Origin of the sequence: Nocardioides pollutisoli (assembly GCF_040045055.1) — a bacterium.
Classification (GTDB): domain Bacteria; phylum Actinomycetota; class Actinomycetes; order Propionibacteriales; family Nocardioidaceae; genus Nocardioides; species Nocardioides tweenelious.
The window spans coordinates 398,251-420,691 of the sequence record NZ_JBDZDU010000001.1 but is presented as its reverse complement, the minus strand read 5'-3'; the positions used below and the strand labels follow the sequence as shown (position 1 = coordinate 420,691).

Below are 22,441 nucleotides of genomic sequence, written 5' to 3'. Positions count from 1 at the left end.
CCCCATCGCGCTGTCGTGGAACGCAGCAGCGGGAAGGACACCCCCATGCATCGCATCACCCGTCGGGCGGCTGCCGCACTCGCCGTACCCGCCCTCGCTCTGACCGGCCTGATCGCCACGTCGACCCCGGCCTCCGCCGCAGCGGCCGACCCCGCGCCGGCCGCCGCCGGCACGGCATGGCTGACGGCCCAGCTGACCGACGGCCTGATCCACAACGACCAGTACGACTTCACCGACTACGGGCTGAGCGTCGACGCCGGCCTGGCGTTCGCCGCGGTCGGCGACGCGGACGCGGCCGACACCGTCAGCACCGCGCTCGCCGCGAACATCACGTCCTACACCGAGCCCGGCTTCGGCACGACCCTGTCGGCCGGTGGCGTCGCCAAGGCGATCGTGCTCGCCCAGGCGGCCGGTGACGACCCGACGTCGTACGGCGGGCAGGACCTGGTCACGCAGCTCGAGTCCACGGTCGCCACGGCCGGGGCGAACGAGGGCCGGATCCAGGACAGCTTCGACCCCGCGAGCGCCAGCGACTACGCCAACGTCCTGGGTCAGGCGTACGCCGCCCAGGGGCTCGTCGAGGCCGACAGCGACTCCGCGGCTGCCGTCACCGACTTCCTCGTCGACCAGCAGTGCGACGCGGGCTGGTTCCGCCTCTACTTCTCGAAGCCCGGGGCTGCCACGCAGACCTGCGACGCCGACCCCGAGAGCATCCCGGACACCGACGCCACCGCGATCGCCCTGATGGCGCTGGTGAGCATGCACGACGACGCGCTCGTCCCGGTCATCGACAAGGCCGAGACCTGGCTGCTGAGCACCCAGAAGGCCAGCGGCGCCTGGGGTGGCGGCAAGTCGACGAAGGGCCCGAACGCCAACAGCACCGGCCTCGCCGGCTGGGCGCTCGCCGAGCTCGGTGGCGACGACGCCGCCGTGGCGAACGCGGCGGCCTGGGTCCGTGGGCACCAGCTCACCAACGTGGCCAACTGCGTCTACTTCGCCGACGCCGACCGCGGTGCGATCGCATACAACACCAACGCCGTGGACGCCGCCGGTGCGACGCCGATCGACGCCGAGAAGCAGGACCAGTTCCGCCGGGCGACCACGCAGGCGCTCCCGGTGCTCCAGTACGCCCCGGTCGGCGACGGCGACCGCAACGTGCTCTTCGCTCCCGACTACGTCAAGGCCGGCAGCACCGTCTCGGTCGGCGTCATCGGCGCCACGCCCGGCGAGGCGCTCTGCGCCATGATGGGTGAGGAGTCGGTGCTCGGCTTCGCGAGCGCGCTCGGCGAGGCGCACCTGCCCGTCATCCTGCTGAAGAAGCCGGGCAAGAGCACGATCACCGTCGCCAACGTCGACGGGCCCTTCGGCACCGCCGACGTCACCGCGCTCGGTGCGAAGAAGCTCGGCCTGTCGATCAAGGGCAAGGTCGCCGTCGGCGCGAAGCAGGTCGTCAAGGTCCGCGGTCTCGCTCCCGGCGAGATGGTCAGCGTCACCGTGAAGTGGCCGTCGACCGGCCACTCCGCCTCGGGCGAGGGCACCGGCGGCCAGGCGAACGGCAAGGGCGTCTTCACGACGTCGTTCAAGGCCCCGAACAAGCCGGGCACCGCCAAGGTCAAGGTGACCGGCGCCTTCGGCAACCGCAAGGCCAGCAAGACCTTCACCGTCACCCGCTGACGTGCGGGTGGTTTCTCGGAACCTCACCCTGCTCGTCGCCGCGGCCGCCCTGGCCGCGGCGGCGAGCACGGTCGCGACCCCGGCTCCGGCCTCGGCGGCGACCTGCTCGACGAGCCACGGGGTGAGCGTCGTCGTCGACTTCCACGAGCTCGGTGGCGGCGTACGCACCGCCTGCGTCGCCGACGGCGGGGGCCGGCTCGCCTCGGACCTCTTCCCGGCCGCGGGCTTCTCCCTGGACTACGTGCAGCGCCAGCCGGGCTTCGTCTGCCGGGTGAGCGGTGCACCGGCGAGCGACCCGTGCGTGAGCACGCCCCCAGCCGATGCCTACTGGGGCCTGTGGTGGTCCGACGGCACGACGGGGAGCTGGTCCTACGCCTCGAGCGGCGCGGGCTCGCTGCGCGTCCCCGAGGGCGGGTACGTCGCCTTCTCGTGGAACGGCAGCAGCGCCCGGTCGGCGCCCGGTGCGAGCCCGGCACCGCACCCGGCCGCGACGCCGACCCCGAGCTCCCCGACCAGCGCCCCGACCTCGCGCCCGTCGCACCACTCGTCCGGCCACCCGTCGACGTCCGCGAGCACCTCGCCGAGCCCGTCCGCGAGTGCGTCGGGGACGACCGACCCCACGGACATGGAGACGGCGACCCCGTCCAAGCGGCACCACCACACGCCGTCCGCCACCCCGACCCCGGACCCGTCGTCGTCTATGTCCGCGACGCCCGACCAGGTCTCGCCGATGGCGGCCGACGCCGCGGACCCGGCCGACCCCGACGACAGCGGGCTGCCCGCCTGGGTCGCCCCGGCCGTGATCGTGGTGCTCTTCGGTGCGGCCGGGGCCGTGCTCGTCGTACGCCGGCGCCGGGCGAGCCCGTGAGCCCGCGTCTCGCACGCGACCTGCACCCGGTGGCGTGGTGGCTCTGGGCGCTCGGTCTCGCCCTCGCGGCCTCGTTCACGACCAACCCGCTCGTGCTGCTGATGCTCATCGGGGTCGCAGCGCTCGTCGTGGCGCTGCGTCGGTCCGACCAGCCGTGGGGCCAGTCGTTCCGGATCTACGTGTGGCTCGGCGTGGCGATCGTCGTGATCCGGGTGGCGTTCCGCCTCGTCTTCGGCGGCTGGATCGGTGGGCCGGTGCTGCTGCACCTCCCCGAGATCCCGCTGCCCGACTGGGTCGCCGGGATCCAGCTCTTCGGTCCGATCTACCTGCAGGCGCTGCTGTTCGCGTTGTACGACGGCCTGCGGCTGGCCGCCATCGTGATCTGCATCGGCGCCGCCAACTCGCTGGCCAACCCGAAGCGGCTGCTCCGCTCGGTGCCACCCGCGCTCTACGAGATCGGCACCGCGCTGGTCGTCGCCGTCACCGTGCTGCCGCAGTTCGCCGAGAGCGCGCGCCGGGTGCGCGCCGCCCAGAGCCTGCGCGCCGGCGACACCGCCCGGGTGGGACGGCTCCGACGCTTCCTCGTGCCCGTGCTGGAGGACGCCCTGGAGCACTCCCTCGCGCTCGCGGCCGGCATGGACACCCGTGGCTACGGACGCGCCAGCGGCCTCACCCGTGCGCAGCGCCGGGTGACCGGCACACTGATGCTCGTCGGTCTCGGCGGGATCTGTGTCGGCGTGTACGCCGTGCTCGACACGACCGCGCCGCGGTTCCTCGCCCTGCCGATGCTCGCGATCGGGGTGGCCGCCGCGGTCGCCGGTCTGCTCAGCGCCGGCCGTCGGGTCGAGCGCACCCGCTACCGACCGGACTCGTGGCAGTGGCCGGAGCTCGCGGTCGCGACCTCCGGGTTCGTGGTCGGCGGACTCGGATGGTGGATGAACCAGCACCAGGCCGACATCGCCTACCCACCCCTGGACGCCTTCCCGCCGGTGAGCGCCACCGCGCTCGTCCTGGCACTCGTCGCTCTGCTCGGCCCGCTCTGCTCGCCCCTGCCGGCCCGCCCGTTCGTCGCCGTGGCGCCGGTCCGCGTGCGCGAGGAGGTGGCCGCATGATCGAGCTGCGCGGCATCGGGTTCGCGTACGACGACGGGCCGGCTGTCCTGGCCGGCGTCGACCTCACCATCGACGAGGGCGAGCTGGTCCTCGTCTCGGGTCCGACCGGGGTCGGGAAGTCGACCCTGCTCGGCGTCGTCACCGGCCTGGTGCCGCGGTTCAGCGGCGGCGTCCTCGACGGCGACGTGCTCCTCGACGGGGCCAGCATCGTCCGCACCCCACCGCGCGAGCGCGCCCACGCGATCGGCTACGTCGGGCAGAACCCGGCCACCGGCTTCGTCACCGACACGGTCGAGGAGGAGCTCGCCTACGGCATGGAGCAGCTCGGCCTGCCGCCCGAGACGATGCGCCGCCGGGTCGAGGAGACGCTCGACCTCCTCGGCATCGCCGAGCTCCGCCAGCGCGACCTGCGCACGCTCTCCGGTGGGCAGCAGCAGCGGGTCGCCATCGGCTCGGTGCTCACCATGCACCCGCGGCTGCTCGTGCTCGACGAGCCGACCTCGGCCCTCGACCCGACCGCGGCCGAGGAGGTCCTCGCGACGCTGACCCGGCTGGTCCACGACCTCGGCGTCTCGGTGCTCCTGGCCGAGCACCGCCTCGAGCGCGTCGTGCCCTTCGTCGACCGGATGTGCCTGCTGACCGGCGCCGGTCAGGTCCACGTCGGGGCACCGGGCGAGCTGCTGGTCACCTCGCCCGTCGTACCCCCGATCGTCGAGCTCGGCCGAGCGGCCGGCTGGACCCCGCTGCCGTTGAGCGTGCGCGAGGCCCGGCGGCTGGCCCGCGACCTGGCGACCCGGATCGGACCTCCGCCCGCGGTCGAGGAGGTCCAGGTCGCCAGCGCCGCCACGGTCCGCAAGCTGACCGTCGCGCACGGCCAGACGGTCGCGGTGCGCGACCTCGACCTCGACCTCGGCGGCGGCCGGGTCACCGCGCTGATGGGCCGCAACGGCTCCGGCAAGTCGTCGCTGCTGTGGGCGATCCAGGGCAGCGGGCGGCGTACGTCGGGCAAGGTCGACGTCGGCGGCACGGAACCGGCAGGACTCGCGCCCGCCGAGCGACGGGCCCTGGTCGGACTGGTGCCCCAGAACGCCGCCGACCTGCTCTACCTCGAGACCGTCGACCAGGAGTGCGCCGCCGCCGACGGCGGCACCGGCGCGTGCCGCACGCTCCTCGACCAGCTGGTGCCGGGCATCCCGGGTGACCAGCACCCGCGCGACCTGTCCGAGGGGCAGCGGCTCGCGCTCGTCCTGGCCCTGGTGCTGGTGTCGCGCCCCCGCCTGCTGCTGCTCGACGAACCGACCCGCGGCCTCGACTACGCCGCCAAGCACGTGCTCGCCGGGATCCTGCGCGGCCTCACCGACGACGGCCACACCGTCCTGGTCGCGACCCACGACGTGGAGTTCGTGGCGCAGGCCGCCGACGACGTGGTCGTGCTCGCCGAGGGGGAGATCGTCTCGTCGGGCCCGGTGCGCCGCGTGGTCGCCGAGTCCCCGGCGTTCGCTCCTCAGGTCACCAAGGTCCTCGGGGCGCCGTGGCTGCGCGTCGACGAGATCGTCGAGCGGTTGAGCGCGTCATGAGCGCGCCCGCGGTCCAGATCGCCCCGCGCTCGGTCCTCGTGCTCGGTGTCGCGTCGCTCGCGGGGCTGATGATGCTCTGCTGGCCGTTGCTGGTGCACGTGCACACCGGCGAGCGGGTCGACCCGCCGTTCCTCTTCCTGGGCCTGCTGCCGGTGGTCATCGCGGTGGTCCTCGCCGAGCTCAACGAGGGCGGGCTCGACCCGCGGGTGCTCGCGATCCTGGGGGTGCTCAGCGCCGTCAACGCGATCCTGCGCGGCATCTCGCCGGGACTGGCCGGCGTGGAGCTGACGTTCTTCCTGCTGATCCTCGCGGGCCGGGTCTTCGGGCCGGGGTTCGGGTTCGTGCTCGGCTGCACCTCGCTCTTCGCGTCCGCGCTGATGACGGCCGGCGTCGGACCGTGGCTGCCCTACCAGATGCTCTGCTCGGCGTGGGTCGGCATGGGGGCGGGCCTGCTCCCACGACGCGTGACCGGGCGGGCCGAGATCGCGATGCTCGCGGCGTACGGCGTGTTCGCGGCGTACGCCTTCGGGATCTTGATGAACCTCTCGGGCTGGCCCTTCCTGGCCGGCATCGCCGTCGAGGGCCATGCGGGCTCGCTGTCCTTCGACCCGGGTGCGCCGCTGGTCGACAACCTGCACACCTTCGCGGTCTACACGCTGCTGACGTCAACGGGCAGCTGGGACACGATCCGCGCGATCACCAACGCCGTGGCGATCGTCGTGCTCGGTCCGGCGATCATGAGCACGCTGCGGCGTGCGTCGAAGCGGGCGACGGTGACGGGGTCGGTCAGGGCCTGACCAGCAGGATCCGGTCGTCTCCCGGCTTCGGGAACCCGCGCCCGTCCTGGTTGCTCGTGGTGACCCAGAGGTTGCCGTCCGGTGCGGCGACGACCGTGCGCATCCGGCCGTACTCGCCCACGAAGAAGTCCACGGGGTTGCTGGCCCGATCGCCCTTGACGTCGATGCGCCACAGCCGTGAGCCACGCAGCGCGGCGAGCCAGAGGTGGCCGTCGAGGTAGGCGAGCCCGGACGGCGAGGCCTCGTCGGTGCTCCACACGACCTGCGGGTCGGTGAGGCCATCGCCCCCGCCCTGCCCCTCGACGATCGGCCAGCCGTAGTTGTGGCCCTTCTCGATCAGGTTCAGCTCGTCGAACGTGTGGTTGCCGAACTCCGACGCCCACAGCCGGTCCCGGTCGTCGAAGGCCAGGCCCTGGACGTTGCGGTGGCCGTAGGTCCAGATCGGCGAGCCCTGGAAAGGGTTGCCGGGCGCGGGGTCGCCGTCGGTGGTGATCCGGAGGATCTTGCCGGCCGTCGTGCTCTTGTCCTGGGCCAGCTCGCTGTCGCCGGTCTCGCCGGTCGACGCGTAGAGGTAGCCGTCGGGTCCGAAGGCGAGCCGGCCGCCGTCGTGGATGAAGCCGTTGGGGATGCCGTCCAGGATCACCTTCGGGGTGCCGAGCCGGCCCTTCTCGAGGGTGGCCTTCACGATCCGGTTGTCGGCGGCGGTGCTCAGGTAGAAGTAGAGGAGGTGGTCGCTGTCGAAGTCAGGGGAGACGGCCACGCCGAGCAGGCCGGCCTCGCCGCCCTCGCTGCCGAGCGGAACGGCCGCGCTCACCACGCCGACCTGGCGCACGTCGTACGACGGCGCCTCGAGCAGCAGCACCCGGCGGGTGTCCCGCTCGGTCACGACCGCGTCGCCGTCGGGCAGGAAGCCGATGCCCCACGGGGTCTTGAGGCCCTTCGCGATCGTGCCGATGACCTTCGCCGGACGGTTGCCCGCGGCGGTGTCGTCGCTGGGTGAGCTCGTGGTCGCCGGATCCGTGGGGGAGCCGGACGTAGCCGGGCTCTGTCCGCTCGAATCTGAGGAGTGCGGCGTCGCGGTGACGGTCTGGTTGGGCGGCGCGTCGCTGTCGCTGCCGGAGCAGCCGGTCAGGAGTGCCGCGGAGACCACGGCAGCGCTGGCGAGGGCGGCGAGACTGCCGAGGCGGGCCATGTCAGCCGACCCTACGCAAGAACTCCAGGAGCAGGGAGTGGACGCGGTCGGGCTGCTCCATCTGCAGGAAGTGGCTGCCGCGCAGTTCGGTGTAGGTCGCACCGTCGATCCGGGCGGCGGCGCTGGCCATCGCCGTCGGACCGGCGAGCACGTCGAAGCGGCCGGCGACGAAGGCCGCCGGGACGCGGATGCCGCTCAGCGAGACCCGCGGGTGGCGGGCGGTGTGGAGAGCGACGTGCATGTACCACTCGACCGGCGTCTCCAGGAACGCCGCGACCGCGCGTGCGGCGAGGTCGCGGTCGGGCACGTCGAACATCAGCCCGGTGTGGGTCAGCGCGGCGACCGTGCGCTCGCCGACGGGAAGCCGGGCGGCGACCGGGGTGATCGCGCGGCCGGCGTACTTCAAGGTGCGGGCGAGGTTGACGGCGACCGCCTTGGCGGCGAGGGGCGGCAGGTGCAGCGGCGCGAGCATGGTCGAGAAGGTGTCGCCGGGGACGCCGGCCACGGCGAAGAGCCCGGATACCCGCTCGGGGTGGCGTACGGCGAGCTCGAAGGCCGTGTTGACGCCCATCGACCAGCCCACCGCCACCGCGCGCTCGACGCCGTAGTGGTCGAGGACCGACAGCGCGTCCTCGGCGAACTCCTCGATGCCGACCCGGCTCCGGTCTGCAGGACGCGCGGAGCCGCCCGTGCCGCGGTGGTTCCAGGACACCACGCGGACACCACAGTCGGGGTCGAGGAAGGCCGGCCACGTCCAGGCGCTGGTCCCGAGCCCGTTGCACAGGAGCACGGTCGGGCCGTCGATGGTGCCGTCGGCGTCGTTGGTCCAGGCACGGAGCAGGGTGCCGTCGTCGGAGCGGACCTCGTCGAACGCGAGCTCCGCGAGCGACTGCGGCTCGGCGGGCTGGGTGGCGGACACCCGTGCATCCTGCCCCGGAAACGGGTCAGAAGATGCCAGGTGTGGCTGAGTTCACCGGGCGGCCAGGGAGAGGCAAGTCCGCCCGGTGAACTCAGCCGTGCGCAGCCTGGGCTGCGACCTCCGGTGCCGGGACGAGAGCGAGGCTGGTCAGGAAGTCCTCGACCTCGTCGAGCTCAGCACGTCGTTGTGCGAGGGCGGTGGAGGCGATCATGGCGTTGCGGCGAGCGCGCTGCTGCGACTCGACCGGCCAACGTCTCACCGCGTCGACCGCGTGGCCGAGGAGGTGCAGGGCTTGGGTCATGTGCGGGCTCCCGATGAGCTTTCCCGAGGATGGAACGTGAGGACGACGCTAGGCCGGTGCCGATTCGCGCGGGTCAACGTCGTGTGACGGTTCCGTGAACTCCGCAGACGGTCGACCGATATCCACAGGGGCCTTCCAGATCTGTGGGTATCCGGGCTTCCGCTGTGGACGACCGGGACCGGATCTGTGGACCGATCGCCCCATTTCAGTGGAACCAGGAGAATGTTCGAGAAAGCTCTTGCGCGGTGAATCTCGAAGGGTTTAGAACTTCTCCCACGCCCTCCGGCAACGGGAGGCGGGACAGCTCGGAGACGAGGGTCCACACGCTGGTTCTGCGGCTTGCCGCAGACGCGGCGCAGCGGCTGGGTGACGAGGCCGCTGGGACCTGAGGGGACGAGGTGTCGACTGGAAGCGTCACCGGAACCAGTCACCTCGAAGGGCCCTTGCGACTCATACTCGCAAGGGCCCTTCATCCATTTCCGGGCACGGTGGTTTCGAGACAGGACTTCGTCCTTCCTCAACCGCCGCTGCCGAGAATCCCGCTCAGCTGTGGGGATCTGAGCGATTTCTGTGGACAACGGGGGTCATCTCTGTGGATGAACCACCTTCTTTCGGTGGAACCAGAAGAATGTTCGCGAAAGCTCTTGCGCACCCCTTCCCGGAGGGCATAGAACTTCTCCCACGCAGTCCCGCAAGGGAAGGCGGGACAGCTCGGAGACGAAGGTCCGTTCGACGAAGAACCAGCGTGCTGGGGAAGCGTCGCGGAGGCTGGATGACGAAGCCGCCGGGGCCGGAAGCGAGGAGCAGTCGATCGGGAGCGTCATCAGTACCGATCACACCGAAGGGCCCTTGGAACTCATACTTCCGAGGGCCCTTCACCTATTTGGGGTGATGCGCGTCTTAGATATCGGGCGTACGGTCGAGATATCCGGACTAGTTGACATTCGAACCTCCAGGTGGCACCGCCGCTCCGGCAATCGCTCGGAGCGACCGCATGCCTCCCACCCGTCCTCATTCGCGACCCCGCAGCCAGCTGCGAGCGGTGCTCGTCCTCGCGACCGCCGCCCTTCTCGTCGTCGCCGCCGGCGGACCGGCCCTGGCGGCACAGCCGCCGGTCGGTCTCGGCACGGCGACGCCGTACGCCGTGCTCGCGGGGACGACCGTGACCAACACCGGCCCCAGCGTGATCTCCGGCGACGTGGGCGTCAGCCCCGGTGCGGCGGTCACCGGCTTCCCGCCCGGTCAGGTGAACGGCGGGACCATCCACGCCGCTGACGCGGTCGCCCTGCAGGCCAAGACCGACCTGACCACGGCGTACAACGACGCCGCTGGCCGCGGCCCCGTGGTCAACGTCACCAGCCAGGACCTCGGCGGGCGGACCCTGGTCGCGGGCGTCTACAGTTCCGCCAGCGCGATGGCGCTGACGGGCACGGTCACCCTCGACGCGCAGGGCGACCCGGACGCGGTCTTCGTGTTCCAGGCAGGGTCCACGCTCAACACGGCCAGCAGCAGCACCGTGGCCCTGATCGGCGGCGCCCAGGCGTGCAACGTCTACTGGCAGGTGGGCAGCTCGGCCACGATCGGCACGACGACCACCTTCGTGGGGTCCGTGCTCGCGCTCACCTCGATCAGTCTCCAGACCGGCGCGACCGTCCAGGGTCGGATGCTGGCCCGCAACGGCCAGGTCTCGCTGGACTCCAACACGATCACCCAGCCTGTCTGCGCCGCGCCCACGGCGTCGCCCAGCGTGACGCCGACCGCCACGGCGACCTCGACGCCCACCTCCCCCCCGACCTCGACGCCGACCAGCACCTCCACCGGCGGGCCGACCGCCCCGGGAGCCGGGGGATCCGGTGGACCCGGCGGCGGTACGGGTGGTCCGGGTGTACCCGGTGGCCCGGGCGGACCGGGCGGACCGGGCATCGACACCCCGATCCCGACCGGCCACCCCGGCACCGGGCGACTCCCTGACCTCGGCGGCGGCGCGGGCTGGCTCGCACTCGGGCTGCTCTGCTTCGGTGGGGCCGGCGTGGCGGTGATCCGGGGGTCGCGGCGACCGGAGGCGACCGACCCGCCCGTCGCATGACGCGGCGCTCGACCACGGCGTGGCGGGTGACCGCGGCGGCGCTGGCCCTCGCGGCAGCCGCCTGCCTGATCATCTGGAGCGACCGGTCGGCTCCGGCAGAGAGCTCGGAGCCGACCGTCGCGGCCACCACGGCCACCGGTCCGACCACACCTGGCGCGACGACCGCGCCGGCTCCGCTGCCACAGCCCGTGCGTCTCACGGTCCCCGGCATCGGCCTCACCACGCGGCTGACGGAGCTCGGGCTCCAGCCGGACGGGACCGTCGAGGTGCCGAAGGATCCCGACCTGGCCGGGTGGTACCACCTCGGTCCACCGCCCGGAGCCCACGGTCCGGCCGTCATCCTCGGGCACGTGGACTCGGTCGACGGACCGGCGGTGTTCGCGCGCCTCAGCGAGCTCGGGCCCGGCGACCGGGTCCGGGTCGCCCTGGACGACGGCAGCTCGGTGACCTTCGTCGTCCACTCGGTCCGGACCTACGCCAACGCCGACTTCCCGGCGCGCCAGGTGTACGGCGGGCACGGGCGGCGCGAGCTCAACCTGGTGACCTGCGGCGGCGCGTACGACGCCGACCGGGGTGGCTACCAGGCGAACGTCGTGGTGAACGCACGGTGGGTCTCTGGCACGCGCAGCTGACGCCCGCTCCCCGAGCCGGAATCGGCAGACCCGCCGGTAACCGCAACACTGGGGACGTGGTCATGTACGCGGTCCTGCACACCGTCGTCCCGCCCGTGGCGAAGCTGGTCTGGCGCCCCACGGTCACGGGCCTCGAGAACGTGCCCCGCACCGGGCCGGTGCTGCTCGCCAGCAACCACCTGAGCTTCGCCGACAGCCTGGTCATCCCGATCGTGGCGCCGCGCAAGGTCCACTTCCTCGCCAAGTCCGACTACTTCGCCGGTGGTGGCCTCAAGGGCACGCTGCAGAAGGCGTGGTTCGAGGGCATGGGCATGCTGCCCGTCGACCGCGACGACTCCAAGGCCGCGATCGCCAGCCTGGACACCGCCCTCGGCGTCCTCGGTCGCGGGGGCGCGTTCGGCATCTACCCCGAGGGCACCCGCTCGCGCGACGGCCGGCTCTACCGTGGCCGCACCGGCGTCGCCCACCTCGCGCTGACGGCCGGCGTCCCCGTCGTACCCGTCGGCCTCACCGGCACCGAGAAGCTGCAGCCCGTCGGCGCCCGCTTCCCGAAGGTCGTGCCCGTCAGCATCTCCTTCGGCAAGCCGATCCAGGTCGTCGGGAGGTACGACGGCGTGCCGCTCGGTCGCGCCCGTCGCGAGATCACCGACGAGATCATGTCCGCGATCCAGGCGATGACCGGCCAGGAGGAGGCCGGCGTCTACAACGACCGCGCCCCCGACGCCTGAGGGACGTCGCACCTGACGTAGATGTCGTGAAAACCCCGCAACCACGACAGTTGCGTCAGGTGCGTGCCGAAGCGACGCCGAGCCGGCTGGCAGAGATTGCCGATGGAAGGTCGTCTCATCGGCAAGGTCTGCCGTGGTCGGGCCGAGTGGCGACCGGTTGAATCGTGGCGTGCCCACCCATGAGCTCGTGATCGCGGATGCGGCGCTGCGCGGCCGTGACGGACGTTGGCAGATCGGCATCGACGACGGCGTGATCGCCGCGGTGGAGCAGGCGCCGCTGCGGGGTCGGTCCGAGGTCGACGCGGCGGGTGCTCTGGTGACCGAGAGCTTCGTGAACGGTCACATGCACCTCGACAAGGTCTACACGCTGGACCGGATCGGCGACGCGGCGTTGACGGCGTACACCTCGGGCCAGATGGGCTCCGCGCTCCACTCGATCGAGCTCGCGTCGGCGGTGAAGGCCGACTACGACCGGTCGTGGATCCTGCCGAACGCGCGCAAGGCGGTGCTCGAGGCGGTGCGCTACGGCGTGCGCCACGTGCTGGCGTTCGCGGACGTCGACACGAAGGCGCGGCTCGAGGGGGTGATCCCGCTGCTCGCGCTGCGTGAGGAGTTCCGTGGTGTGGTCGACCTCCAGGTCGTGGCGTTCCCGCAGGACGGGCTGCTCCGTGACCCGGGGGCCGAGGACCTGGTGCGGGAGGCGGTCGACCTGGGTGCGGACGTGGTGGGCGGGATCCCGTGGATCGAGCACACCGACGCCGAGGCTCGCGAGCACGTGCACCGGATGTGTGCCCTGGCGGCGGCGCACGGGCGTCGGGTCGCGATGCTGGTCGACGACGCGGGTGACGCGAGCCTGCGGACCACCGAGATGCTCGCCGAGGCGATGCTCGAGCACGGTCTGGTGGGCAAGGGTGTCGCCAACCACGCGCGGGCCGTCGGCCTCTACGCGCGGCCGTCGTTGGAGCGGCTTGCCGGCCTGGTGAAGCGTGCGGGGCTGGGGTTCGTGTCCGATCCGCACACCGGTCCGTTGCACCTGCCGGTGCGTGAGCTGACCGCGATGGGTGTGTCGGTCGCGCTGGGCCAGGACGACATCGAGGACGCCTACTACCCGTTCGGTCGGCACAACATGGCCGAGGTCGCGTTCCTCGCCGCGCACGCTCTCGAGGCGGTCGACACCGCGGGCATCGACCTGGTCTACGACGCGGTCACCACGACGGCCGCCACGGTCCTCGGGGTGAGCGGCCACCGGGTCGAGGTCGGCGGCAGCGCCGACCTGGTCGTCCATCACCACGCCGCCCTGCGCGAGGTGCTCAGCCACCACGCGGCTCCGGCGTACGTCGTCGCTTCGGGCAGAGTGGTCGCGAGCTCGACGTCCAGCACGATCTTCCACCTGGAGCAGGAGAACTCATGACCCGCCGCATCCGGATCGGCATCGACACCGGTGGCACGTTCACCGACGTGGTCGCCTTCGACGAGGACTCGGGCGAGCTGGTGACGACCAAGACGCCGTCGACGCCCAGCAACCCGGCCGACGGCTTCCTCGCCGGCATCGACAAGGTGCTCGGCCTGCTGGGCGGGACCGGTGCTGACATCGACGCAGTGAGCCACGGCACCACGGTCGCCACCAACCAGCTGCTCGAGGGCAAGGTCGACCGGCTCGGCTTCATCACCACCGAGGGCTACGAGGCGATGCTCGAGATCGCCCGCCAGTCGGTGCCCGACGGCTACGGCAACTCCTACTTCTGGGTGAAGCCCGACCGGATCGTGCCGCGCGACCTCGTGAAGGGCGTCGGCGGCCGGCTCGACTTCACCGGCGCCGAGGTGCGGCCGTTCGACGAGGAGTCCGCGCGTACGGCGGCCCGCTGGTTCAAGGCGCAGGGCGTCAACACGCTCGGCGTCTGCTTCCTGCACGCCTACGCCAACCCGGAGCACGAGGAGCGGATGCGCGCCGTGCTCACCGAGGAGCACCCGGACGCCGTGGTCTCGCTGTCGAGCGAGGTGCTGCGGGAGTACCGCGAGTACGAACGCGCGATGACCACGCTCGTCGACGCGGCCGTGAAGCCGCGGCTCTCGGCGTACGTCACCAACATCGCCAGCCGCCTCCACGCCCTCGACGACCGGACCATCCCCTTCTACGTGATGAAGTCCAACGGCGGCGTGCTGTCGGCCGCGGAGGTCGTGCACCAGCCGATCACCACCGTGCTGTCCGGTCCCGCCGCCGGCGCCCTCGGTGCCGCGCTGATCGCGAAGGTCGCAGGCTTCGACAAGGTCCTGACCTCCGACGGAGGCGGTACGTCGACCGACGTCTCCGTCGTGATCGACGGCGAGCCGACGCTGACCACCGAAGGCTCGGTCGGTGCGTTCCCCTCGAAGATCCCGATGATCGACGTCGTCACCGTCGGCGCCGGCGGCGGCTCGATCGCCTGGCTCTCGCCCGAGGGCACCCTCAAGGTCGGTCCGCAGTCGGCGGGCGCCGACCCGGGTCCGCTCTGCTACGGCAAGGGCGGCACCGAGGTCACCATCACCGACGCCCACGTCTTCCTCGGCCGGATCCCTCCGCACCTGCTGGGCGGGGAGATCCCGCTCGACGTCGACGCGGCCCGCGCCGGCATCGAGGCCCTGGCCGGCAAGCTCGGGATGTCGCCCGAGGCGTGTGCCAGCGGCGTGCTCGAGATCTCCGCGTGGAACCAGGCCAACGCGCTGCGCCAGGTCACCGTCAAGCGCGGTCTCGACGTCCGCGACTTCACGCTCACGACGTTCGGCGGCTCCGGCTCGCTGCTGCTCTGCCGGCTCGTCGACGTCCTGGGGCTGCCCGCGGTCCTCGTGCCGCCCAACCCCGGCAACGTCTCGGCCTTCGGCCTGCTCACCGTCGACGTGAAGAACGACTACGTGCAGACCCACGTCGCGCTCGCCGACCAGCTCGACCCGGCCACCGTCGCCGGCATCTACGACGAGCTCACGGCGCGCGCGGCCGCGGCGCTCGCCGAGGAGGGCTTCGCCCCGGAGGAGCACGTGTTCGCGCGCACCGCCGACCTGCGCTACTTCGGCCAGGCCTTCGAGGTCCGGGTCCCGGTCGGTGCCGACCTCGACCCAGCTGCGGTCGCCGACGCGTTCCACGAGGCCCACCGCGGGCTCTACGGCTACGACTTCTCCGGCGACCCGACCCAGCAGGTCGAGTGGGTCAACCTCCGGGTCTCCGGCATCGGCCCGATCCAGCGCCCCGAGATCAAGAAGGTCGAATCGAGACTTCCGTCGGTTGAGTCGAGAGTTCCGTCGGACGAAACTCTCGATTCGACGAACGGAAGTCTCGACTCAACGAACGAAACCCTCGATTCGACGGTGCGGCAGGTCTGCTTCGAGGCAGGTGACGGGTACGTCGAGACGCCGGTGCTCTGGCGACCCGACCTGTCACCGGGGACGGTGGTCGTCGGTCCGGCGATCATCGAGGAGTTCGGGTCGACCGTCCCGTTGCACCCCGGCTTCACCGCCCGCATCGACGACTACCTCAACATCATCGTGACCAGGAGCCAGGCATGAGTGACTCCCGCAGGGCACCCACCGACTTCCCGTTCGGCCACCTCACCGACGACGCCGGCGCGAGCGCCGACCCGGTGCTGGTCGAGATCGTCCAGGGGTCCCTGGCGAGCGTGGAGATGGAGGTCGAGACCGCCATCGGCCGCACCAGCCGCAGCCCGATGATCCGCGACGCCCACGACTTCCGCGCGGGCATCCACGACCGGCTGCTCCGCAAGCTCACCGGGCGCTCGTACTCCGCGCTCGTCCACCCGATCGCGCGCGACTTTCCGATCGCGGAGATGCGCGAGGGCGACGTCTTCTTCCACAACGACGTCTACCGCTCCGAGGGCGGCATCGGGCACCTGCCCGACCTCTGCGTCACGGTCCCGGTCTTCAGCGACGGCAAGGTCGTCGCGTTCGTCCAGGCCTTCGGCCACCACGACGACATCGGCGGCGCCGTACCCGGCTCGATGCCGTCCAACGCCACCAGCGTCTTCGAGGAGGGCCTGATGGTCCCCCCGATCCGGCTCTGGGACGCGGGCGTGCCCAACAAGGCCGCGCTCAGCATCATGACCCGAAACTCCCGGATGCCCGAGTCGCTCGCCGCCGACCTCGACGCCGAGTGCTCGGCCTGCCTGATGGGTGCGCGCCGGCTCGGCGAGCTCTTCGACCGCTACGGCACCGACACGGTCGAGTCCTGCTTCGACGCGATCATCAGCCGGACGACGGAGACCTACCGCCGCGAGATCCTCAGCCAGATCCCGGTCGGGGAGTGGGTGTGGGAGGACTACGCGGAGCACGACGGCGTCGACGAGCCGATGCTCCACACGCAGCGGATCACCCTGACGCGTACGCCGGCCGACGACCCGGACGGCGAACGCCTGATCCTCGACTTCGGCGGCACGTCGCCGCAGGCGAAGGGCCCGATCAACCACTGCGGCGACTACAGCGACGGCGTCTTCTTGAAGAAGTGGCTGGCGCCGATCCTGCGCAACCTCGCCGAGAGCCCCGAGCGGATGGCCGAGCTCGACGTCAACGAGGGCATCGTGCCGCTGATCGAGATGCGGTTCCCGCCGCCCGGCACCCTGCTCACACCGGTCTTCCCGGCCCCCACCAACGCCCGCACGTTCGTGATCCTGCGGCTGCTCGGCGTCCTCGCCGGCGTGGTCGCGAAGGCCGTCGACGGCCGGATGCCGGCCGACCAGGAGACGATCCGCTACACCGGGGTCTACGGCGACGACCTCGACGGCCGGCCCTACCTCATGCGCGAGGTGCTCGGCGGTGGCTCCGGTGGCCGCTACTACGCCGACGGCGAGGACACCATCCACGTCGTCCCCGACTCGCGGAACCTCCCGTCTGAGTTCACCGAGGCGCGCTTCCCCTTCCGCGTCGAGTCGCTGTCGCTGGCGATGGACAGCGGGGGAGCGGGTCAGTTCCGCGGCGGCCTCGGCTACGAGAAGCACATCCGGATGCTCAAGGACGGCCACTTCATGTCCATCGCGGACCGGTCGATCCTGGCCTGCTGGGGCGTCAAGGGCGGCCTCGCCGGCAAGCCGTTCGAGGTCGTCATCGACGCCGGCGGCCCGAACGAGCGCGAGGTCGACGCCCTCGCCGACGCGGCTCCGATCGCGGCCGGCGAGGTGGTGCGGATCCGCACCACCGGTGGCGGCGGCTGGGGCAACCCGCTCGACCGCGATCCTGGGCTCGTCGTTCGCGACGTCGTCTGGCGCAAGGTCTCGCCCCAGGCCGCGCTCGCGTCGTACGGCGTGGTGCTGACCGGTTCGCTCGACGACGACTCGCTGGCGTACGACGAGGCCGCGACCCTCGCCGAGCGCGCGTCGCGACCCGCCCCGAGCGAGGCGTTCTTCGACCGCGGACCGGGCTACGCGCAGCTCGCCGACGGTGCGGCGTACGCCGAGGTGGACCTGGTCTGATGCGGGTCGCGGTGATCGGCGGCCACGGCAAGACCGGCCGCGCCGTCTGCGCGGCCCTGCCCGACGCGGTCCCGCTGGGTCGGGCCGACTGGCCGGACCTCGCCGGCGCGATGGCCGGTTGCGACGCGGCCTACCTCATCGCGCCGAACCTGCACCCCGACGAGCCGGCCTATGTCGCCGAGGCGCTCGCCGCGATGACCGCGGCCGGCGTGGGGCGGGTCGTCTACCACTCGGTGGCCTCGCCGTACGCGCCTGAGATGGCGCACCACGTCGGCAAGGCGGTGTCCGAGGACCTGGTCCGCAGGTCCGGTCTCGCGTGGACGATCCTGCAGCCCGGCACCTACCTGCAGAACCTCGACCTCACCGAGCCGGTGCGGGTGCCGTACGACGTGCACGCGCCGTTCGGGTTCCTCGACCTGGCCGACCTCGGGGCGGTCGCTGCGGTCGTGCTGCGCGACGACGGCCACGCGGGCGCGACCTACGAGCTGGCCTCACGGGTCGCCACGGTCGCCGGGCTCGCCGCGGACGCCGGGGTCGCCGTCGAGCAGACCGACGACCCCGGCACGCACCCGTGGTTGACCGCGATGTTCGCCTACTACGACCGGCACGGGCTGCCGGTCGGAACGCTGCCGCTGCGCGCGTTGCTGGGTCGGACCGCGGTGGACTAGCTACTACTGCTCTGCGTGGGCAGCTGCGGGATCAGCCAGCTGAGGAACGCGTCCTGGCTCCGGGTCTGGACGTAGATCCGGCCCGGGCCGGTCAGGTCGCAGACCAGGCCCTCGCCCGAGAAGAACGTCGACTTCCAGTTGCCGACCTTGCGGACGTTGTACTGGATGCCGTCGGTCCACGCGACCATGTGGCCGGTGTCGACCGTGTAGGTCTGGCCGGGCTGCAGGTCGATCGCATGGATCGCGCCGTAGCTCGACAGCATCAGGTCGCCCTGGCCCGCCACGCGCAGCATGAAGAGACCCTCGCTGGAGAAGAAGGTCTTGCCGCCGCCCCACTTCGTGTCGATCTCGATCCCGCTCGACGACGCGAGGTAGGAGCCGGACTGCACGAAGAGGGTGCCGTTGAGGGGCCAGTGCACGATGTCACCGGAGAGCGTGGGCGCGAGGTAGAGCTCGGCGCCGTCGGCCTGGGCGGTGAAGGTGTTCATGAAGAACGACTCGCCGCCGAGGAGCGATCGCTTCAGGCCCTTCATGATGCCGCCCTGCGTCGATGTCTCCATCGACATGCCCGGGCCCATCGCGAGCATCGCGCCGGACTCGGCGCGCACGCTCTCGCCGGCGGACATGGTGAGCTTGGCCGACGCGTACGCCGGGCTGTAGAGGATCTCGGTCTTCATGTCCCCGAGCGTAGGACGCGTGGCGGAGCACGTCGCTCCGCCACGCAGGTCCGACTAGAGGACGAGCTGGGCCGGCGGCCCGGAGAGCACCGACTTCACGAACCGGCTGGTCTCGTCGCCGAGGACCTCCTCCTCACCCTTCTCCAGCGCTTCGAGCACCTGGGTCACCAGGTCGGCCGGGTCCGACTTCGGTGCCGTGACGTCGGCCGTCAGGTCGGTGTCCATGTAGCCGACGTGGACGCCGACGACGAGGGTGCCCTGCTCGCGGAGCTCGCCGCGGGTGGCGTTGGTCAGCGACCAGAGCGCGGCCTTGGTCGCCGAGTAGCCCGCGATCTGCGGACTGGTCATCCAGGAGAGCGCGGAGTGGATGTTGACGATCGCGCCGCCGCCGTTGGCCGCCAGGATCGGTGCGAACGCGCGGGTGACCGTGAGCGGGCCGATCACGTTGGTCTCGAGCTCCTCGCGGAAGCCGTCGAGCGACTCACCGGTGAGCAACGAGCCGCTGCGGCCGATCCCGGCGTTGTTGATCACGACGTCGACGTCGCCCAGCTCGGCGGCCGCGGCTGCGACCGAGGCGGGGTCGGTGACATCGAGACGTACGGCGGTGACGCCGGCCGTCGTCACGGACCCGGGGTTGCGTGCGCCGGCGTACACGGTGGCGCCGGCCTCCACGAGAGCCTCGGCGAACGCCTTGCCGAGACCGCGGTTGGCGCCGGTGACGAGGACGGTGGAGTGGTCGAGGGAGATGGTCATGAGTCGAGCCTTTCGATGATGGTTGCGTTGGCGGTGCCGCCGGCCTCGCACATGGTCTGGAGGCCGTAGCGGCCCCCTGTCCGGTCGAGGACGCCGAGGAGGGTGGTGGCCAGCCGGGCGCCGCTGGCGCCGAGCGGGTGGCCGATGGAGATCGCGCCGCCGTGGACGTTGACCTTGGCCGGGTCGGCACCGGTCTCCGCCTGCCAGGCGAGCACGACGGGGGAGAAGGCCTCGTTGACCTCGAACGCGTCGATGTCGGCGATCGACAGACCGGCGCGCTGCAGGACCTTCGCGGTGGCCGGGATGATGCCGGTCAGCATCATGATCGGGTCGTCCGCGGCGACGGTGGCGGTGTGGATGCGCGCCCGCGGCGTCCAGCCGTGGGCCGCGGCGACCTCGCTGGTGGTGACGAGCAGGGCGGCGGAGCCGTCGTTGTGCGGCGAGCTGCTGCCGGCCGTGACCTTCCAGTCGAGGTGCCCGAAACGCTTCTCCCAGTGCGGGTCCGCGAACGGCGTACGCAGTCCGGCCAGCGCCTCCATCGTCGTCTCGGGACGGTTCGTCTCGTCGGTGCGCAGGTGGTTCAGCGGCGCGACCTCGGCGTCGAACCAGCCGTTGCGCCAGGCCTCGGCCGAGCGCTGGTGACTGGTGTAGGCGAACTCGTCGAGCTGCTCGCGACTCAGCCCCCACTTCTGGGCGATCAGCTCGGCGCTCACGCCCTGCGGCACCAGGCCACCGGGGTAGCGGGCGGCGATCGACGGGCCGGCGAAGTCCCGGCCCTGCTGGGAGCTGCCGATCGGCACCCGGCTCATCGACTCGACGCCACTCGCCACGACGATGTCGTACGCACCGGCGACGACGCCCTGGGCAGCGAAGCTCAGCGCCTGTTGGCTGCTGCCGCACTGACGGTCGACGGTGACACCGGGGACCGACTCGGGGAAGCCCGCGGCGAGCACGGCCATCCGTGTGGTGTTGGTGCTCTGCTCGCCGACCTGGCCGACCGCTCCGCCGATCACGTCGTCGATCTCGGCCGGGTCCAGCCCCACCCGTTCGACGAGGCTCCTCAACGCGTGGGCGTGCAGGTCGACCGGGTGCACATCGGCGTACGCGCCGCCGGGCTTGCCCTTGGCGAGCGGGGTGCGGACCGCGTCCACGATGACTGCGTCGCGCATGACTACCTCCTGGGAGACGTTACGGACCGATCGGTCCGTCTCGGAGTGCAGCGAGCATGGCGAGTCGTTCATTCCCGCATCACGTGAATTGGACCGATCGGTCCGTCATACTCGTCACATGCCCCGCACCGCCGACCCGGCCACCCGCGACCGGATCCTCGACGTCGCGGGTCGGCTGTTCTACACGCGCGGGATCCGCGCGGTCGGCATGGCCGAGATCATGACCGCGGCGGGCTGTGGCAAGAACGTGCTCTACCGGCACTTCCCGAGCAAGGACGACCTGGTCCTGGCCTACCTGCAGCGCTTCGCGGAGCAGATCGACGGCTCGATGGACGCCGCCGTCGAGGGACTCGAGGAGATCCCCCGCGCCGCCCTCGTCGCCCTCGTCCGCGAGGTCGCCGACCGGGTGGCCACCCGCGGCTACCGGGGTTGTCCCTTCCGCAACTACCTGCGGGAGATGCGCGACCCGTCCGACGTCCCGGGGCGGTTCGCGCTGAAGGAGATCCGCGCCCTGCGCAGGCGGGTCGACCGGCTGGCTGCGGAGGCTGACACCGAAGCCCCCGACCTGCTGGCCGAGCGGGTCTGGCTGGTGATCGAGGGGCTCTACGCGAGCGCGCCGTACGGCGACCGCAGCGAAGCGGCGACCACCGCCGTCGGGCTGGTCCAGGACCTGCTCGCGGCGGCCTGAGCCCGGCTAGCCCCAGACCTCGTCGGCCAGCTCGACCAGCAGGGCGAGCTTGGCCTTCTCCTGGTCGACGCTGAGCGAGTTGCCCTCCGAGGTCGAGGAGAAGCCGCACTGCGGGGAGATGCAGACCTGCTCGAGGTCGACGTACGCCGACGCCTCGTCGAGCCGCCTCTTGAGCACGTCCTTCGACTCCAGCTCGCCGTGCTTGGTGGTCACGATGCCGAGGACGACCAGCTTGTCCTTCGGCACGTGCCGCAGCGGCTCGAAGGTGCCGGACCGCTCGTCGTCGTACTCCAGGAAGAAGCCGTCGACGCCCAGCTCGTTGAAGAGCGCCTCGGCGACGAAGTCGTAGCCGCCCTCGGCGACCCACGAGTCGCGGAAGTTGCCGCGGCACATGTGCGTGGTGACGCGCAGCCCGTCGGGCCGGCCGGCGAGGGCCTCGTTGAGGTGGCGGATGTAGGCCTCGTGGAGGTGCTCGGAGTCCTCGCCGCGGTCCGCCAGCTCGCGTCGCTGCGCGGGGTCGTTGAGGTAGGCGAGCGAGGTGTCGTCGAGCTGGAGGTAGGTGCAGCCGAGGTCGTGGATGCGCGCGATCTGGTCGCGGTACGCCGCGGTGAGGTCTGCCCAGAACTCCTCGACATCCGGGTAGACCGCGCGGTCGATCGCGGCCGCGCCGCCGCGGTAGTGGACCATGCTCGGCGAGGGGATCGTGAGCTTGGGCGTCACACCCTCGGAGACGTGGTCGCGCAGGAAGGTGAAGGCGTCGCCGAAGATCGTCTCCGAGACGCCCAGCTTGCCGTCGACGCGGAGCGCGGCCGGGGTGAAGTCGAGCTCGCCCTCGGCGTTCTTGAAGTGCACCTTCATGTTGTCGGAGGCCTTGCTGATGCCGTCGAGCGCGTAGATGAAGTCCATGTGCCACGACGCGCGGCGGAACTCGCCGTCGGTCGCGGACTGCAGCCCGGCCGCGCGCTGGAGCTCGATCACGTCGGTGATCGCGGCATCCTCGAGCTCGCGCAGCTGCTCGGCGGAGACGGTGCCGGCTGCGTGGTCCTCGCGCGCCTGGAGCAGGCTCCTCGGGCGCAGCAGGCTGCCGACGTGGTCGGCACGGAACGGCGGAAGGTCGCGAAGCATCTCTCCACCATGCCACGGCTGCGAG

At 71.7% G+C, this 22,441-nt stretch carries 20 protein-coding genes; 13 read left to right on the top strand and 7 right to left on the bottom strand.

From position 1 onward, the window contains the following. The first annotated feature begins 45 nt into the window (after positions 1-45). Genes ABLE68_RS02025 through ABLE68_RS02005 form a run of 5 tightly spaced genes read left to right on the top strand, consistent with a single transcriptional unit; the run spans position 46 to position 6,028 of the window. On the top strand, positions 46-1,674 hold the full coding sequence (locus ABLE68_RS02025; RefSeq protein WP_348869442.1) for a prenyltransferase/squalene oxidase repeat-containing protein: 1,629 nt from the start codon (positions 46-48) through the stop codon (positions 1,672-1,674). Between the two features lie 7 nt (positions 1,675-1,681). Continuing rightward, positions 1,682-2,542, top strand: a complete 861-nt coding sequence (locus ABLE68_RS02020) for a hypothetical protein (protein WP_348869441.1) — start codon at positions 1,682-1,684, stop codon at positions 2,540-2,542. Then, positions 2,539-3,654: a CbiQ family ECF transporter T component gene (locus tag ABLE68_RS02015; RefSeq protein WP_348869439.1), complete on the top strand. Its 1,116-nt coding sequence runs from the start codon at positions 2,539-2,541 to the stop codon at positions 3,652-3,654. The genes ABLE68_RS02020 and ABLE68_RS02015 overlap by 4 nt, the downstream gene beginning before the upstream one ends. Beyond that, complete coding sequence (locus ABLE68_RS02010; protein ID WP_348869438.1) at positions 3,651-5,231, top strand: ABC transporter ATP-binding protein; 1,581 nt, start codon at positions 3,651-3,653, stop codon at positions 5,229-5,231. Before ABLE68_RS02015 ends, ABLE68_RS02010 begins: the two co-directional genes overlap by 4 nt. Next, positions 5,228-6,028, top strand: a complete 801-nt coding sequence (locus ABLE68_RS02005) for an ECF transporter S component (protein ID WP_348869436.1) — start codon at positions 5,228-5,230, stop codon at positions 6,026-6,028. The genes ABLE68_RS02010 and ABLE68_RS02005 overlap by 4 nt, the downstream gene beginning before the upstream one ends. Here ABLE68_RS02005 and ABLE68_RS02000 read toward each other — a convergent pair. From ABLE68_RS02000 to ABLE68_RS01990, 3 genes are all read right to left on the bottom strand, one after another. Continuing rightward, complete coding sequence (locus tag ABLE68_RS02000) at positions 6,018-7,220, bottom strand: PQQ-dependent sugar dehydrogenase (protein ID WP_348869434.1); 1,203 nt, start codon at positions 7,218-7,220, stop codon at positions 6,018-6,020. The genes ABLE68_RS02005 and ABLE68_RS02000 overlap by 11 nt on opposite strands. Position 7,221: 1 nt before the next feature. Continuing rightward, entirely contained in the window at positions 7,222-8,139 is a 918-nt protein-coding gene (locus tag ABLE68_RS01995; protein ID WP_348869432.1) for an alpha/beta fold hydrolase, read from the bottom strand. Between the two features lie 91 nt (positions 8,140-8,230). After that, positions 8,231-8,440, bottom strand: a complete 210-nt coding sequence (locus ABLE68_RS01990; protein WP_348869430.1) for a hypothetical protein — start codon at positions 8,438-8,440, stop codon at positions 8,231-8,233. Between the two features lie 994 nt (positions 8,441-9,434). Between ABLE68_RS01990 and ABLE68_RS01985 the strand changes: the two genes are divergently transcribed. From ABLE68_RS01985 to ABLE68_RS01955, 7 genes are all read left to right on the top strand, one after another. Next, a complete protein-coding gene (locus ABLE68_RS01985) occupies positions 9,435-10,526 on the top strand; it encodes an ice-binding family protein (RefSeq protein ID WP_348869429.1) in 1,092 nt (363 codons plus the stop codon). Then, on the top strand, positions 10,523-11,158 hold the full coding sequence (locus tag ABLE68_RS01980) for a class F sortase (protein WP_348869428.1): 636 nt from the start codon (positions 10,523-10,525) through the stop codon (positions 11,156-11,158). Before ABLE68_RS01985 ends, ABLE68_RS01980 begins: the two co-directional genes overlap by 4 nt. A gap of 62 nt (positions 11,159-11,220) precedes the next feature. Then, complete coding sequence (locus ABLE68_RS01975; RefSeq protein ID WP_348873219.1) at positions 11,221-11,886, top strand: lysophospholipid acyltransferase family protein; 666 nt, start codon at positions 11,221-11,223, stop codon at positions 11,884-11,886. A gap of 169 nt (positions 11,887-12,055) precedes the next feature. Beyond that, positions 12,056-13,297: an amidohydrolase family protein gene (locus tag ABLE68_RS01970; protein WP_348869427.1), complete on the top strand. Its 1,242-nt coding sequence runs from the start codon at positions 12,056-12,058 to the stop codon at positions 13,295-13,297. Then, positions 13,294-15,423, top strand: a complete 2,130-nt coding sequence (locus ABLE68_RS01965; protein ID WP_348869426.1) for a hydantoinase/oxoprolinase family protein — start codon at positions 13,294-13,296, stop codon at positions 15,421-15,423. Before ABLE68_RS01970 ends, ABLE68_RS01965 begins: the two co-directional genes overlap by 4 nt. Next, positions 15,420-17,336, top strand: coding sequence for a hydantoinase B/oxoprolinase family protein (locus tag ABLE68_RS01960; RefSeq protein WP_348869425.1), 1,917 nt, complete (start codon positions 15,420-15,422; stop codon positions 17,334-17,336). Before ABLE68_RS01965 ends, ABLE68_RS01960 begins: the two co-directional genes overlap by 4 nt. Then, on the top strand, positions 17,336-18,004 hold the full coding sequence (locus tag ABLE68_RS01955; protein WP_348869424.1) for an SDR family oxidoreductase: 669 nt from the start codon (positions 17,336-17,338) through the stop codon (positions 18,002-18,004). The genes ABLE68_RS01960 and ABLE68_RS01955 overlap by 1 nt, the downstream gene beginning before the upstream one ends. On the opposite strand, the gene ABLE68_RS01950 is transcribed toward ABLE68_RS01955, so the two are convergent. The 3 genes from ABLE68_RS01950 to ABLE68_RS01940 are packed head-to-tail and all read right to left on the bottom strand — an operon-like array spanning position 18,001 to position 20,603. Continuing rightward, positions 18,001-18,681, bottom strand: a complete 681-nt coding sequence (locus tag ABLE68_RS01950) for a TIGR00266 family protein (protein ID WP_348869423.1) — start codon at positions 18,679-18,681, stop codon at positions 18,001-18,003. The two genes, ABLE68_RS01955 and ABLE68_RS01950, sit on opposite strands and share 4 nt — an antisense overlap. A gap of 54 nt (positions 18,682-18,735) precedes the next feature. Further along, positions 18,736-19,434: an SDR family oxidoreductase gene (locus ABLE68_RS01945; RefSeq protein WP_348869422.1), complete on the bottom strand. Its 699-nt coding sequence runs from the start codon at positions 19,432-19,434 to the stop codon at positions 18,736-18,738. Next, positions 19,431-20,603, bottom strand: a complete 1,173-nt coding sequence (locus tag ABLE68_RS01940; RefSeq protein ID WP_348869421.1) for an acetyl-CoA C-acyltransferase — start codon at positions 20,601-20,603, stop codon at positions 19,431-19,433. The genes ABLE68_RS01945 and ABLE68_RS01940 overlap by 4 nt, the downstream gene beginning before the upstream one ends. Before the next feature lie 118 nt (positions 20,604-20,721). Between ABLE68_RS01940 and ABLE68_RS01935 the strand changes: the two genes are divergently transcribed. Next, the gene (locus ABLE68_RS01935) at positions 20,722-21,291 is read left to right on the top strand and encodes a TetR/AcrR family transcriptional regulator (protein ID WP_348869420.1); all 570 of its coding nucleotides are present in this window, start codon (positions 20,722-20,724) and stop codon (positions 21,289-21,291) included. Between the two features lie 6 nt (positions 21,292-21,297). On the opposite strand, the gene ABLE68_RS01930 is transcribed toward ABLE68_RS01935, so the two are convergent. Beyond that, the gene (locus ABLE68_RS01930) at positions 21,298-22,416 is read right to left on the bottom strand and encodes a 5-methyltetrahydropteroyltriglutamate--homocysteine S-methyltransferase (protein WP_348869419.1); all 1,119 of its coding nucleotides are present in this window, start codon (positions 22,414-22,416) and stop codon (positions 21,298-21,300) included. Positions 22,417-22,441 lie beyond the last annotated feature (25 nt).

Excerpts from the sequence above, each read along its gene's own strand:
- ABLE68_RS02025 (WP_348869442.1), top strand. The coding sequence starts at position 46 with ATGCATCGCATCACCCGTCGGGCGGCTGCCGCACTCGCCGTACCCGCC.
- ABLE68_RS02010 (WP_348869438.1), top strand. The coding sequence starts at position 3,651 with ATGATCGAGCTGCGCGGCATCGGGTTCGCGTACGACGACGGGCCGGCT.
- ABLE68_RS02005 (WP_348869436.1), top strand. The coding sequence starts at position 5,228 with ATGAGCGCGCCCGCGGTCCAGATCGCCCCGCGCTCGGTCCTCGTGCTC.
- ABLE68_RS02000 (WP_348869434.1), bottom strand. The coding sequence starts at position 7,220 with ATGGCCCGCCTCGGCAGTCTCGCCGCCCTCGCCAGCGCTGCCGTGGTC.
- ABLE68_RS01990 (WP_348869430.1), bottom strand. The coding sequence starts at position 8,440 with ATGACCCAAGCCCTGCACCTCCTCGGCCACGCGGTCGACGCGGTGAGA.
- ABLE68_RS01985 (WP_348869429.1), top strand. The coding sequence starts at position 9,435 with ATGCCTCCCACCCGTCCTCATTCGCGACCCCGCAGCCAGCTGCGAGCG.
- ABLE68_RS01980 (WP_348869428.1), top strand. The coding sequence starts at position 10,523 with ATGACGCGGCGCTCGACCACGGCGTGGCGGGTGACCGCGGCGGCGCTG.
- ABLE68_RS01975 (WP_348873219.1), top strand. The coding sequence starts at position 11,221 with ATGTACGCGGTCCTGCACACCGTCGTCCCGCCCGTGGCGAAGCTGGTC.
- ABLE68_RS01965 (WP_348869426.1), top strand. The coding sequence starts at position 13,294 with ATGACCCGCCGCATCCGGATCGGCATCGACACCGGTGGCACGTTCACC.
- ABLE68_RS01960 (WP_348869425.1), top strand. The coding sequence starts at position 15,420 with ATGAGTGACTCCCGCAGGGCACCCACCGACTTCCCGTTCGGCCACCTC.
- ABLE68_RS01955 (WP_348869424.1), top strand. The coding sequence starts at position 17,336 with ATGCGGGTCGCGGTGATCGGCGGCCACGGCAAGACCGGCCGCGCCGTC.
- ABLE68_RS01950 (WP_348869423.1), bottom strand. The coding sequence starts at position 18,681 with ATGAAGACCGAGATCCTCTACAGCCCGGCGTACGCGTCGGCCAAGCTC.
- ABLE68_RS01945 (WP_348869422.1), bottom strand. The coding sequence starts at position 19,434 with ATGACCATCTCCCTCGACCACTCCACCGTCCTCGTCACCGGCGCCAAC.
- ABLE68_RS01940 (WP_348869421.1), bottom strand. The coding sequence starts at position 20,603 with ATGCGCGACGCAGTCATCGTGGACGCGGTCCGCACCCCGCTCGCCAAG.
- ABLE68_RS01935 (WP_348869420.1), top strand. The coding sequence starts at position 20,722 with ATGCCCCGCACCGCCGACCCGGCCACCCGCGACCGGATCCTCGACGTC.
- ABLE68_RS01930 (WP_348869419.1), bottom strand. The coding sequence starts at position 22,416 with ATGCTTCGCGACCTTCCGCCGTTCCGTGCCGACCACGTCGGCAGCCTG.